This is a genomic window from Stenotrophomonas sp. 115C5 (assembly GCF_056861055.1).
The window spans coordinates 68,975-81,886 of sequence record NZ_JBSPUQ010000005.1; the positions used below are offsets into that span (position 1 = coordinate 68,975).

At 66.0% G+C, this 12,912-nt stretch carries 11 protein-coding genes; 6 read left to right on the forward strand and 5 right to left on the reverse strand.

What is annotated here, in order from left to right; genetic code table 11:
- Positions 1-50 precede the first annotated feature (50 nt).
- Entirely contained in the window at positions 51-989 is a 939-nt protein-coding gene (locus AC13FN_RS08550) for an electron transfer flavoprotein subunit alpha/FixB family protein (RefSeq protein ID WP_197645261.1), read from the reverse strand.
- The gene (locus AC13FN_RS08555) at positions 989-1,735 is read right to left on the reverse strand and encodes an electron transfer flavoprotein subunit beta/FixA family protein (protein ID WP_482984644.1); all 747 of its coding nucleotides are present in this window, start codon (positions 1,733-1,735) and stop codon (positions 989-991) included. The genes AC13FN_RS08550 and AC13FN_RS08555 overlap by 1 nt, the downstream gene beginning before the upstream one ends.
- A 272-nt stretch (positions 1,736-2,007) precedes the next feature.
- Between AC13FN_RS08555 and AC13FN_RS08560 the strand changes: the two genes are divergently transcribed.
- The 5 genes from AC13FN_RS08560 to rfbD all read left to right on the forward strand — a co-directional run bounded on the left by AC13FN_RS08560 (position 2,008) and on the right by rfbD (position 6,450).
- Positions 2,008-2,931: a class I SAM-dependent methyltransferase gene (locus tag AC13FN_RS08560; RefSeq protein ID WP_482984643.1), complete on the forward strand. Its 924-nt coding sequence runs from the start codon at positions 2,008-2,010 to the stop codon at positions 2,929-2,931.
- A 117-nt stretch (positions 2,932-3,048) separates the two neighbouring features.
- On the forward strand, positions 3,049-4,104 hold the full coding sequence (gene rfbB, locus AC13FN_RS08565) for a dTDP-glucose 4,6-dehydratase (RefSeq protein ID WP_482984642.1): 1,056 nt from the start codon (positions 3,049-3,051) through the stop codon (positions 4,102-4,104).
- A gap of 14 nt (positions 4,105-4,118) precedes the next feature.
- Positions 4,119-5,006: a glucose-1-phosphate thymidylyltransferase RfbA gene (gene rfbA / locus AC13FN_RS08570; protein ID WP_049434958.1), complete on the forward strand. Its 888-nt coding sequence runs from the start codon at positions 4,119-4,121 to the stop codon at positions 5,004-5,006.
- Complete coding sequence (gene rfbC / locus AC13FN_RS08575) at positions 5,003-5,560, forward strand: dTDP-4-dehydrorhamnose 3,5-epimerase (RefSeq protein WP_049434959.1); 558 nt, start codon at positions 5,003-5,005, stop codon at positions 5,558-5,560. The genes rfbA and rfbC overlap by 4 nt, the downstream gene beginning before the upstream one ends.
- On the forward strand, positions 5,557-6,450 hold the full coding sequence (gene rfbD, locus AC13FN_RS08580; RefSeq protein WP_329760729.1) for a dTDP-4-dehydrorhamnose reductase: 894 nt from the start codon (positions 5,557-5,559) through the stop codon (positions 6,448-6,450). Before rfbC ends, rfbD begins: the two co-directional genes overlap by 4 nt.
- 81 nt (positions 6,451-6,531) lie before the next feature.
- On the opposite strand, the gene AC13FN_RS08585 is transcribed toward rfbD, so the two are convergent.
- The 3 genes from AC13FN_RS08585 to AC13FN_RS08595 all read right to left on the reverse strand — a co-directional run bounded on the left by AC13FN_RS08585 (position 6,532) and on the right by AC13FN_RS08595 (position 12,022).
- Complete coding sequence (locus AC13FN_RS08585) at positions 6,532-7,935, reverse strand: mannose-1-phosphate guanylyltransferase/mannose-6-phosphate isomerase (RefSeq protein WP_482984641.1); 1,404 nt, start codon at positions 7,933-7,935, stop codon at positions 6,532-6,534.
- Between the two features lie 12 nt (positions 7,936-7,947).
- Positions 7,948-9,294 (reverse strand): phosphohexomutase domain-containing protein, encoded by a 1,347-nt coding sequence (locus AC13FN_RS08590; RefSeq protein ID WP_217015071.1) that lies wholly within the window; start codon positions 9,292-9,294, stop codon positions 7,948-7,950.
- Positions 9,295-9,391: 97 nt separating this feature from the next.
- Positions 9,392-12,022: a DEAD/DEAH box helicase gene (locus AC13FN_RS08595; protein ID WP_049434963.1), complete on the reverse strand. Its 2,631-nt coding sequence runs from the start codon at positions 12,020-12,022 to the stop codon at positions 9,392-9,394.
- A gap of 158 nt (positions 12,023-12,180) precedes the next feature.
- Between AC13FN_RS08595 and AC13FN_RS08600 the strand changes: the two genes are divergently transcribed.
- On the forward strand, positions 12,181-12,912 hold the full coding sequence (locus tag AC13FN_RS08600) for a CoA transferase subunit A (RefSeq protein ID WP_049434964.1): 732 nt from the start codon (positions 12,181-12,183) through the stop codon (positions 12,910-12,912).

Below are 12,912 nucleotides of genomic sequence, written 5' to 3' on the forward strand. Positions count from 1 at the left end.
GGGAGGGCACCGTTGGCGGCGCCCTCCGTGCAAGCGTCATGCAAACGGGCTCAGAGCGCTGCTTCCAGCTCCGGCAGGATCGTGAACAGATCCCCCACCAGACCGATATCGGCAATCTCGAAGATCGGCGAATCCGCGTCCTTGTTGATCGCCACGATCGTGCCGGCGTCCTTGATGCCGGTCAGATGCTGGATCGCACCGCTGATGCCCACTGCCACATACAGCTCCGGCGAGATGATCTTGCCGGTCTGGCCAACCTGCAGGTCGCTGGGCACGTAGCCGGCATCGACCGCGGCACGCGAGGCACCGACGGCGGCACCGAGCTTGTCGGCCAGCTGGAAGATGACCTTGAAGTTCTCTTCCGAACCGACGCCACGGCCGCCGGAGACCACGCGCTTGGCGCTCTGCAGGTCCGGGCGGTCGCTGGCACCGGCGGCCAGGCCGACGAAGCGGGTGTGGGTCGGCAGGGCAGCTTCGACGCTGGCTGCTTCAACGGCCGCGCTGCCGCCCTGGGCGGCTTCCGGCCACGACGCGGCGCGCACGGTGGCGACCACGATCTGGTCGGCAGGCGCTTCCACGGTGATGATCGCGTTGCCGGCGTAGATCGGGCGCTTGAAGGTGTGGCTGCCTTCGACGGCCATCAGGTCGGAGACCTGGTTGACGCCGAGCAGCGCGGCCACGCACGGCATCAGGTCCTTGCCGAAGGTGGTCGACGGGCCGAACACGTGGGTGTAGCTCTTGGCCAGCTGTGCGATCTGCGGCGCCAGCACCTGGGCCAGGGCCTGGGCGTTGGCGGCGTTGGCCACGGTCAGGACCTTGGCGACGCCAGCGATCTTCGCGGCCTCAGCGGCGACGGCGGCCGGGTCGGCGGCCAGCACCAGCACGTCGATGCTGGCACCGCTGATGGCGGCGGCGGCACTGACGGTCTTGGCGGTGGCGGCGTTGAGCTTGCCGTCGTGGTGCTCGGCGATGACGAGAATCCTGCTCATTACAGCAACCCCTTCTGCTTGAGTGCGGCAACCAGTTCGGCCGCGTCCTTGACCATCACGCCCTTGCTGCGCTTGGACGGCGCGGCGTAGTGGGTGGTCTTGAAGGTGTCGGCGGCTTCAACGCCGAGGTCGGCCAGCTGCAGGCTTTCCAGCGGCTTGGCCTTGGCCTTCATGATGTCCGGCAGCTTGATGAAGCGCGGCTCGTTCAGGCGCAGGTCGGTGGTGACCACGGCCGGCAGATCCACTTCCAGCGTTTCCAGGCCGGCGTCGACTTCACGGGTCACCGTGGCCTTGCCATCGGCAATTTCCAGCTTGCTGGCGAAGGTCGCCTGCGGGCGGCCCCACAGCGTGGCCAGCATCTGGCCAGTCTGGTTGGCGTCATCGTCGATGGCCTGCTTGCCGAGGATCACCAGGTCCGGCTGTTCCTTCTCGATCAGCTTGAGCAGGGTACGGGAGGCGGTCAGCGGCTGGATGGCCTGGTCGGTGACGACGTGGATGGCACGGTTTGCGCCCATGGCCAGGCCGTTGCGCAGGTGCGCCTGGGCGTCGGCCGGGGCGATGGTGGCAACCACGACTTCGCTGGCGATGCCCTTGTCGCGCAGGCGCAACGCTTCTTCCAGGGCGATTTCATCGAAGGGGTTGGGCGACAGCTTGACGCCGTCGGTGACCACGCCGGAACCGTCCGGCTTGACCTGAATGCGGACGTTGTAGTCCACCACGCGCTTGTACGCGACGAGGATTTTCATCTTGTACGGGGTCCTTGTAGTACCGGCCGCTGGCCGGCTCACAGTTGCTGGAGATCATCCGGTCCTGCAACAGCAACCGGTTCGGGGGTGGGATCCCGATTCTAGCTGGCTTGGGGTGACCATGCGAATGCGTATGGTTGGGTGGAGCCGCTACGGCGTCCCCGCGTTGGCGTGCTGCGTGTGCAACATGGTGGTGCGGATGCGGGCGTTATGCTCTGGTGGTCACTGAAGTCGCCACGATGTTTCCCGGGCCCGGGGAGAGCGGGTCATGCGTGCGTCAGAACCTGGAGACGATGTTGATGGGATTCGATCAATGCCCTGCCTGTGAGGGGCAGCTCAAGGCTGGGCTGCAGCCTTGGCACCTGCAATGCGGCCGGTGCAGTTACGAGGGAAGCTCGCTTCGCGTGGATATCGACGTGCAGGGGGATCGCGAGGTGCTGGACGAGGTGCTTCGCGAAGAGGGGTTGAGTGACCTTCGGCAACGCAACTTCGCCGTGCTGGCCGAGGATCTGGCAGCGCGGTTTCCGCAGCGGGCGGAGGGGCGCCCGCGGCTGTTGGATGTCGGTTGTGCCCATGGTTGGTTCCTGCAGGCCACCGAGGGCCATTTCGAGGTCGTGGGCATCGAGCCCGACGCCCGCGTAGCCGATTCGGCCAGCGCGCGCGGCTTGCCCGTACGCCGGGGGTTTTTCCCGGATGTACTGCAGGCGGGTGAGAAATTTGACGTGATCGTCTTCAATGACGTCATGGAGCACATCCCCGACATCCTGTCTGCGATGCGGGCCTGCACGGCCGTCCTTCGCCCCGGGGGGGTGGTGGTGATCAATGCACCGGCACGCACGGGCGTGCTCTACCGGGTCGCGCGGGTGATGGCCCGGATGGGGGCACCTGCCAGCTTCGAGCGGTTGTGGCAGAAGGGGTTCCCGTCGCCACACGTGCATTACCTGGACGACGGCAGCATGCGCGCGATTGGCACCCGCACCGGTTTGAGCCTGCAGCACGCCCGTACGCTGCCTTCCCTGAGCGTGAAAGGTCTGTACGCGCGCATCCGCTACGACCGGTCGGTGTCGACGGCCAAGGCCATGGCGCTCACGGCCGCGTTGAGCGTGCTCGCGCCGGTGATGCGGCTGCTGCCTGCGGACATCAAGGTCTGGATGCTTCAGGCCGAGTCCGACCCTGCTGGCGGGATGGCCGGCTAGCGCCTGTTCATTCAGGTGTTGGGGGGGCGAGCGGCTGGGCATGTATCCTTGGCGGTCAACGTGCGGCGGGTTGCAGACGCAGCCCGCAGATTTGCCCACTTCAAGGAGATGCCTTTCGTGCCCACATGGCTTGTCACCGGCGGCGCCGGATTCATTGGCGGTAACTTCGTTCTCGAGGCGGTCGCCCGCGGCATCAAGGTCATCAACCTCGATGCGCTGACCTACGCCGGCAACCTGAAGACCCTGTCCAGCCTCGAAGGCAACGCCAACCACGTGTTCGTGCAGGGCGACATCGGTGACAGTGCGCTGGTTTCCCGCCTGCTGGCCGAGCATCAGCCCGATGCCGTGCTGAACTTCGCCGCCGAAAGCCACGTTGACCGCTCCATCGACGGTCCCGGTGCCTTCATCCAGACCAATGTGGTGGGCACCCTGGGCCTGCTGGAAGCGGTCCGTGACTACTGGAAGACGCTGCCGGCCGAACAGGGCGCGACCTTCCGCTTCCTGCACGTGTCCACCGACGAGGTGTACGGCACCCTGGGCGAGACCGGCAAGTTCAGCGAAACCACACCGTACGCCCCGAATTCGCCGTACTCGGCGTCGAAGGCCGCTTCGGACCACCTGGTCCGTGCCTTCCACCACACCTACGGGCTGCCGGTACTGACCACCAACTGCTCCAACAACTACGGCCCGTACCACTTCCCCGAGAAGCTGATCCCGCTGGTGATCGCCAAGGCGCTGGCTGGCGAGCCGCTGCCGGTGTACGGCGATGGCAAGCAGGTGCGCGACTGGCTGTTCGTGTCCGACCACTGCGAAGCGATCCGCACCGTGCTGGCCAAGGGCCAGGTCGGCGAGACCTACAACGTCGGCGGCAACTCGGAAAAGCAGAACATCGAAGTGGTGCAGGCCATCTGCGCACTGCTGGACCAGCGCCGCCCGCGCGCGGATGGCCAGCCGCGCAGCAGCCAGATCACCTATGTCACCGATCGCCCCGGCCATGACCGCCGCTATGCGATCGATGCGTCCAAGCTGAAGAACGACCTGGGCTGGGAACCGGCCTACACCTTCGAGCAGGGCATCACCTTCACCGTCGACTGGTACCTGGACAACCAGGCATGGGTCAACGGCGTGCTCGACGGCAGCTACCGTCTGCAGCGCATCGGCACCGCGGCCTGAACCCAGGAGACCTCATGACCCAGCGCAAGGGCATCATCCTCGCCGGTGGCTCCGGCACCCGGCTGTATCCGATCACCAAGGGTGTCAGCAAGCAGCTGCTGCCGGTGTACGACAAGCCGATGATCTACTACCCGCTCAGCGTGCTGATGCTGGCGGGCATCCGCGAAGTGTTGATCATCAATACCCCGCACGAGCAGGCGCTGTTCCAGCAGCTGCTGGGCGACGGTTCGCAATGGGGCATGGACATCCAGTACGCGGTGCAGCCTAGTCCGGATGGCCTGGCCCAGGCTTACCTTATCGGCCGCGACTTCGTCGCCGGCAAGCCGAGCTGCCTGGTGCTGGGCGACAACATCTTCCACGGCCACGGCCTGCGCGAGGTGCTCAAGCGTGCAGACGAACGCGTGCACGGCTCGACCGTGTTCGGCTACTGGGTGAATGATCCGGAGCGCTACGGCGTGGCCGAGTTCGACCAGAGCGGCAAGGTGATCGATCTGGTGGAGAAGCCGGAGAAACCGCGCTCCAACTATGCGGTCACCGGCCTGTATTTCTATGACGGCAAGGCCAGCGATTACGCGGCCGAACTGAAGCCGTCGCCGCGTGGTGAGCTGGAGATCACCGATCTCAACAAGCGCTACCTGGAAGAAGGCAATCTTCACCTGGAAGCGCTCGGCCGTGGCTATGCGTGGCTGGATACCGGCACACACCAGTCGCTGCTGGAAGCCTCCAACTTCATCGAGACCATCCAGACCCGCCAGGGCCTGCAGGTCTGCTGCCCGGAGGAAATCGCCTTCGGCAAGGGCTGGATCAATGCCGAACAGCTGGAAGCACTGGCTGCACCGCTGATCAAGAACGGCTACGGCCAGTACCTGCACACGCTCGCCCTGCGAGGAGTTGTTCCGTGAAAGTGATTGAAACCAAGTTGCCCGGTTGCGTGGTGATCGAACCGGCCGTGTTCGGCGATGCCCGTGGCTATTTCTTCGAGACCTGGAACGCCGAGCGCTTTGCTGCACTGGGCCTGCCGGATCGCTTCGTGCAGAGCAACGTGTCCACCTCGGCACAGGGCGTGCTGCGTGGCCTGCATTACCAGTGGCCGCGCCCGCAGGGCAAGCTGGTCAGCGTGCTGGAAGGCGAGGTCTACGACGTGGCTGTCGACATCCGTCGCGGCTCGCCGACCTTCGGCCAGTGGGAAGCGGTGGTGCTGAGTGCGGAAAACAAGAAGCAGTTCTGGATTCCGGAGGGTTTCGCGCATGGCTTTGCCGTGCTCTCCGAGCGCGCGGTGTTCAGTTATCTGTGCACCGAGGTCTACCTGAAGGACTTCGATGCAGGCGTGCGCTGGAACGATGCCGACATCGCGGTGGACTGGCCGGTGAGCGCACCGACCCTGTCGGCCAAGGATGAGAGCGCACCCTTCCTGAAGGACATTGCCGAAGACCGCCTGCCGGTCTACGTGCCATGACCGTTCTGGTTTTCGGTGGCAATGGCCAGGTCGGCCAGGAGCTGCTGCGCGCGCTGGTGCCACTCGGTGAGGTGATTGCCACCACCCGCAGCGGGCAGCTGGCCGATGGCAGTGCCTGCGAGGTGGCGGATTTCGGCCAGCCCGACAGCCTGCCGGCGCTGCTGGACCGGTTGCAGCCGTCGGTGGTGGTCAACGCGGCCGCCTACACGGCCGTGGATCGTGCCGAGCAGGATGCCGAGGCGGCCTTCGCCGCCAACGCGCAGGCACCGGGCGTGATTGCACGCTGGTGCGCCGCCCACGACGTGCCGTTCGTGCATTACTCCACGGATTACGTGTTCGATGGCCAGGGCAGCGCGCCCTACCGCGAGGATGAGCCAACCGCGCCGCTGGGCGTGTATGGCACCAGCAAGCGGGATGGCGAAGACGCCGTGCGCGCCGCCGGTGGCCGCCACCTGATATTCCGCACGGCGTGGGTGTATGCCTCACATGGCGCCAATTTCCTGCGCACGATGCTGCGAGTGGGCGCCGAGCGCGATCAGCTGCGGGTGGTCGCCGACCAGATCGGCACGCCCACTCCGGCGGCGCTGATCGCCAATGTCACCGCGCAGGCGCTGCAGCACCCGGGCCACTTGTCGGGAACCTGGCATCTGACGGCCAGTGGCCAGACCAGCTGGCATGGGTTTGCCGAGGCGATCTTCGCCGAAGCGCTGGCTAACGGTGTGCTGGCGAAGGTGCCGGCCGTCGAGGCGATTCCCAGTTCCGAGTATCCGACGCCGGCCAAGCGCCCGGCCTGGTCGGTGCTGGACAACCGCAAGCTGCAGCAGGATTTCGGCATCGTGCTGCCGGCATGGCAGGACGGGTTGAAGCGGGTGATGGCGGAGATTGCCTGACCGGGTAGGCGACCACCGTTGGTGGTCGCGTGCATCCACAGTGTGCCGACCAACGGTCGGCACTCGCTGCAGGGCGTCGGCTCAACTGCGCCCGTACGTGTCCTCGAAGCGCACGATGTCATCCTCGCCCAGGTAGCTGCCCGACTGCACTTCGATCAGTTCCAGCGGCAGCTTGCCCGGATTGCGCAGGCGATGGGTCACACCCAGCGGAATGTAGGTGCTCTGGTTCTCGCTGAGCAGGATCACTTCGTCGCCGCGGGTCACTTCAGCGGTGCCGCTGACCACGATCCAGTGCTCGGCGCGATGGTGATGCATCTGCAGGCTGAGCGTGCCGCCGGGCTTGACCGTGATGCGCTTGACCTGGAAACGCTCGCCGTTATCGATTGAATCGTAGGCGCCCCACGGGCGGTAGACCTTGCGATGCCAGGTGGCCTCGCTGCGGCCTTCGGCTTTCAGCTGCGCCACCACGGTCTTGACCTCCTGCATGCGATCGGCCTTGCCGACCAGCACTGCATCGTCCGTCTCGACCACGATCACATCATCCAGGCCGACCAGTGCTACCAGACGCTGTGCATAGGCATAGGTGTTGCGGCAGTCGATGGCGATCACATCACCCTGATGCGCATTGCCATCACCGTCCTGCTGCGAGACATCGCGCAGGGCTGTCCACGAGCCGACATCGTTCCAGCCGGCGTCCAGCGGAATCACCACGGCGTCTGCGGTTTTTTCCATTACCGCGTAGTCGATGGAGTCGGAAGGAACCGCAGCGAAGGCGTCCTTGTCCAGACGGGTGAAATCCGAATCGCGACGGGCCTGCTGCCAGGCCTGGCGGCTGCCGGCCAGCATGTCGGGCTGGAAGTGCTTCAGTTCCTGCAGGTAGCGCGAGGCCTTGAACAGGAACATGCCGCTGTTCCAGTAATACTGGCCGCTGCTGACGTAACCGGTGGCGGTCTCAAGGTCGGGCTTTTCGACAAAGCGCTCGACCGCACGCAGGCCCTGCCCATCGGCGGCCTTGATATAGCCGTAGCCGGTTTCCGGACCGCTCGGCACGATGCCGAAGGTCACCAGCTTGCCGGCCTCGGCAGCGCTGGCTGCAGCCTGCACGACAGCGCGGAACGCGGCCTCATCGGTGATCACATGGTCCGAGGGCAGCACCAGCAGCAGCGCATCGGCGCCATCGCGGGTGGCCTCCAGGGCTGCGACCGCGATCGCCGGCGCCGTATTGCGGCCAACCGGCTCCAGGATGATGCCAGCCGGCTCGGCGCCGACCTGCTGCAACTGCTCGGCAGCGACGAAGCGGTGCTCCTCGTTGGCGATCACCAGCGGGCCATGCGCGGCGATGGGAGCGACGCGCTGCCAGGTGGCCTGCAGCATCGTCAGCTCGCTGGCCAACGGCAGGAACTGCTTCGGATACGCCTCGCGCGAAAGCGGCCACAGGCGGGTACCGGAACCACCGGAGAGGATGACAGGCTGGATGTTGCTCATGATCTTCCTTGATTACTGCTGGATGAGACGGGAGATTTCGTCGGTGCGGGCCTGCATCAGCGCTGCGTCGCCGCGGGCTTCTACGTTCAGGCGCAGTAGCGGCTCGGTGTTGGAGCTGCGCAGGTTGAAGCGCCAGTCGCCGAAGTCGGCACTGATGCCGTCGGTGTGGTCCAGTACCGGCGCTTGCGCCGCGAAGTGCGCCATGACGCGGGCCACAGCGGCCTTGGCATCGGCCACCTTGAAGTTGATCTCGCCACTGCACGGATAGGCCGCCATGCGGTCTTCGACCCAGTCGGCCAGCGAGCGGCCGCTTTCGGAAATCAGCTGGGCGATCAGCAGCCACGGGATCATGCCGGAGTCGGCATAGGCGAATTCGCGGAAGTAGTGGTGGGCGCTCATCTCACCGCCATACACCGCATCCTCGGCGCGCATCTTTTCCTTGATGAAGGCATGGCCGCTCTTGCACAGCACCGGTACGCCGCCCGCCTGCTCCACCATCTCCACGGTGTTCCAGACCAGGCGCGGGTCATGCACGACCTTGCCGCCGGGATTGCGCGCGAGGATGGCCTTGGCCAGCAGGCCGACCAGGTAATAGCCCTCGATGAAGCGGCCGGTGTGATCGAAGAAGAAGCAGCGATCAAAGTCGCCGTCCCAGGCGATGCCGAAGTCAGCACCGTGCTCGCGCACGGCGTCGGCAGTGGCGGCACGGTTTTCCGGCAGCAGCGGGTTGGGAATGCCGTTGGGGAAGTTGCCGTCGGGTTCGTGGCAGATGCGGATGAACTCGAACGGCAGGTGCGGTGCCAGCAGGTCGACGATGGCGCCCGCGCCGCCGTTGCCGGCATTCACCACCAGCTTCAGCGGCGTGAGCTTGCTGGCATCGACATAGCTGAGCAGGTGCTGGATGTAGGCGCTCTTGTCATGCTGGGCGGTCTGCCCGGCGCGCGGCGGCTGGGCCTCGGACGTATCGACGGCGACCGCGTCGGAAATCGCGAACAGGCCGGTATCGGAGCTGATCGGACGGGCATTCTCCTTGACCAGCTTCATCCCGTTGTAGTCCATCGGGTTGTGGCTGGCGGTCACCATCACGCCGCCGGCCGCACCGAGGTGATCGGTCTGGAAGTAGACCTCTTCGGTGCCGCACAGGCCGATGTCGATCACCTCGCGGCCGGTACCACGCAGGCCTGCGGCCAGCGCATCCTGCAGCGCCGGGCTGGTCAGGCGCACATCGTGGCCGAGGACCACCGGACCGGGAGCGAGCTGTGCGGCCAGGGCGACGCCGATGCGGCGGGCCAGGTCTTCGTTCAGTTCTTCCGGCACACGGCCGCGGATATCGTAGGCCTTGAAGGCGGGCAGGGGCATCGATCAGATCCTTTGTGAGCTCAGCCCCCAATTGTAGTCCCAGTCCCGTATGGGAATCGTTTCCATCGGGGAACGCCACCTGACTGGCGTTCGGGGGTCAGGCTCGCGTCGACCGTTTGCCCGCTTTACGGGAACGTTTGCCGGGCAGGCCCGGCAACGGCGCCAGCAGCGCCTGCACGTCTTCCTCGCTGAAGCGCGGCCCCGTAGCGCCGCCGCCTTCGAGAATCGAGTCGGCCAGCGTGGCCTTGCGTTCCTGCAGCTCGGCGATCCGTTCTTCAATGCTGCCTGCAGCGATCAGTCGGTAAACGAACACCGGCTGCTGCTGGCCGATGCGATGGGCGCGGTCACTGGCCTGGTTTTCGGCCGCCGGGTTCCACCAGGGGTCGAAGTGGATGACGGTGTCGGCGGCGGTCAGGTTCAACCCGACGCCACCTGCCTTCAGGCTGATCAGGAACACCGGCACCTCGCCCTGCATGAAGCGCTGCACCGGTGTGACCCGATCCTGGGTGTCGCCGGTCAGCGTCACATAGGCCAGCCCGAGCTCCTCCAGCGCCTGCGCGATCAGTGCCAGCATGCCGGTGAACTGCGAGAACACCAGGACCCGCCGGCCTTCCTCGACCATCGACGGCAGCATGTCGCGCAGCAGCTCCAGCTTGGCCGAGCCGGCATTGCGTGCCGGGGCGTCGCCCGGCAGCAGGCGCGGATCGCAGCAGACCTGGCGCAGCTTCAGCAAGGCATCCAGCACCACGATATGGCTGCGCGCCAGCCCGCTGCCGCTGATGGCCTCGCGCACCTGCTTCTCCATCGCGGCACGCACGGTTTCATAGAGATCACGCTGGCCGCCCTCCATGTCCACCGCACGGGTAATGAGGGTCTTGGGCGGAAGCTCTGACGCGACCTGGTCCTTGCGCCGGCGCAGGATGAAGGGACGCAGACGCTGCGCCAGCAACGTGGCGCGACGGTGGTCGCTGCCACGTTCGATCGGATGGCGCCAATGCTGGTTGAACTGCTTCTCGCTGCCGAGCAGGCCGGGCAGCAGGAAGTCGAACTGCGTCCACAGCTCGCCCAGATGGTTCTCCAGTGGCGTGCCGGTCAGGCACAGGCGATGGCGGGCCTGCAGCGTGCGCAGGGTAATGGCCGCACGTGACTTCGGATTCTTCACCTGCTGGGCTTCATCCAGAATCAGCAGATGGTAGGCATGTGCCTGCAGCGCCTGCTCGTCGCGCCACAGCAGGGGATACGTGGTCAGCACAAGATCATGCTCGGGAATCGCCTCGAACAATGCTTCGCGCGTCGGTCCGTGCAGGGGCAGCACCCGCAGGCCAGGGGTGAAGCGTGCGGCTTCGCTCTGCCAGTTGTGCAACAGCGAGGTCGGCACCACCAGCAGCGCCGGCCGGTCCAGGCGGCCACTTTCCTTCTCGAGCAGCAGATGCGCCAGTGTCTGCAGGGTCTTGCCCAGCCCCATGTCATCGGCCAGCACGCCGCCCAGACCCTGCTGGCGCAGGTACTGCAACCACGACAGGCCTTCACGCTGATAGGGACGCAGCGTCGCCACCAGCCCCGTCGGTGGCGGCACTTCACCCAGTGCGGGTGCCTGCATCAGGCGCTGCACTAGCGCCTGGGTGTCCTTGCGCCCCCGGAACTGCAGGCGCGCCGTGTCCCGCAGCGCCTGCAGGCGGCCACGGTCAAGCGCTGACAAGCGCAGCGGCGCGCCACGCTGGGCGAACAGGTCCGCCAACAGCGCCATGATCGGCTTCAATCGAGCGGCCCGCAGTGCCAGGCGGGTGCTGTCGCCTGCCATCAACAGGATGTTCTCGTCATCGCCGATGGCGTCCAGCTGGCCACGCATCCAGCGGGGATCGGACTGCAGCACCTGCTGCAGCAGCGGAACCATCGACACGTTGCGGCCTTCCACCTGGATGTCCAGGCCCAGGTTGAACCAGCCCGCATCCGCCGGGTCGGTCTGGATGTCCAGGCCGATCTCATCCACCCGGGTGATGCGATGGCGGAAATCGTCGTCCGTCTCCACTTTCCAGCCCAGGGCTTCCAGGCGCGGCACGTCGTCCAGCAGGAACCGTGTCCAGTCATGGGTGCGCAGCTGGAACTGCGGGCCTGCGCCGTCCAATGGCGCCCGTGGCTCCGTGTCGCGATGCAGTCCCACCGTGCGCAGCTCGGCCTCGCGCCGTGACTCCTCAACCAGGTCGCGGGGCAGCAGGGCGAGCTGGCCCTCCGGATCGTGTGCGAACAGGCTCGGATCATCCAGGAACCGCACGTGCTCGTCGTATTCGAAGGCCACGGTCGCGATATCGGCCCATTGCGAAGGGTCGCGGGGGCCGAGCCACGGCGGACGGAACTCGACCGTGTGCAGGCGCAGGACGGGCGTCATCGAACGGATCAGCAACGTTGGCAGCGTGCTGCTGTCGTCGGGCATGGGGGGCGTATGGTCGATCTGCTGCAGCATCTGCGCCAGCACAGCCGCCACGTGCATGCAGTCGTGGCCGAGCAGGCAGGAACACCGGTTGCGCAGCAGGCTGCGCGGATGGCGAAGGCTGGCGGCCAGGTCGATCTCCACCCGGTAGGAGTACTTGGCCGGGATCTTTACCTCAGCGACCAGAATGTCACCGAACAGACGCATGCTGTGGACTTCCGACAGGCCATGGTCACTCATTTCCAGCGTCCGGCCTTCCATCCAGCGGAGCAGGTCTTCTTCGGTGTAGGTATGGGCCATCAACGAGGGTGGGGCGGGCACGGGGCCGGCCATTGGCAGGGGAACCCGGCATTCTACGGAACCCTGTGCGATGCCCGTGCAATGCTGCGGCGCATCCAGGCCCTTCGCCGCCCTCCAGCTAGAATGCGGTCATCCTCAACGTGCAGGGTAGTACAGCAATGCAGCAATCGACTTCCACCGGCAAGCGCAGCAAGCGCTTCGCCAGTGCGGCGGAGGCCCTGCAAGGGGTGGTCGCCGATGGCCAGACGCTGGCCGTGGGCGGCTTCGGCCTGTGTGGCATTCCCGAGGCATTGATCGCCGCGCTGCGCGACAGTGGTGCCAAGGGCCTGACCGTGATCTCCAACAATGCCGGCGTTGATGGTTTCGGCCTGGGCCAGCTGCTGGAAACCCGGCAGATCAAGAAGATGATTTCGTCCTACGTGGGCGAGAACAAGGAATTCGAGCGGCAGTTCCTGGCCGGCGAGCTCGAGCTGGAGTTCAACCCGCAGGGCACCCTGGCCGAGCGCCTGCGCGCCGGCGGTGCGGGCATTCCGGCGTTCTTCACCGCCACCGGCTACGGCACGGTGGTGGCTGAAGGAAAGGAAACCCGCGAGTTCGACGGCAAGCACTACGTGATGGAAACCGCGCTGCGCGCCGACGTGGCGCTGGTCAAGGCGTGGAAGGCTGATGAAGCGGGCAACCTGGTGTTCCGCAAGACCGCGCGCAACTTCAATCCGGCCTGCGCGATGGCCGGCAAGGTCTGCATCGTGGAAGTGGAGGAGGTGGTGCCAGTCGGCGCCATTGATCCGGACCAGGTGCACCTGCCGGGCATCTACGTACACCGCATCGTGCACAACCCGCATCCTGAAAAGCGTATCGAACAGCGCACCATCCGCGCGGAGGGCAACTGA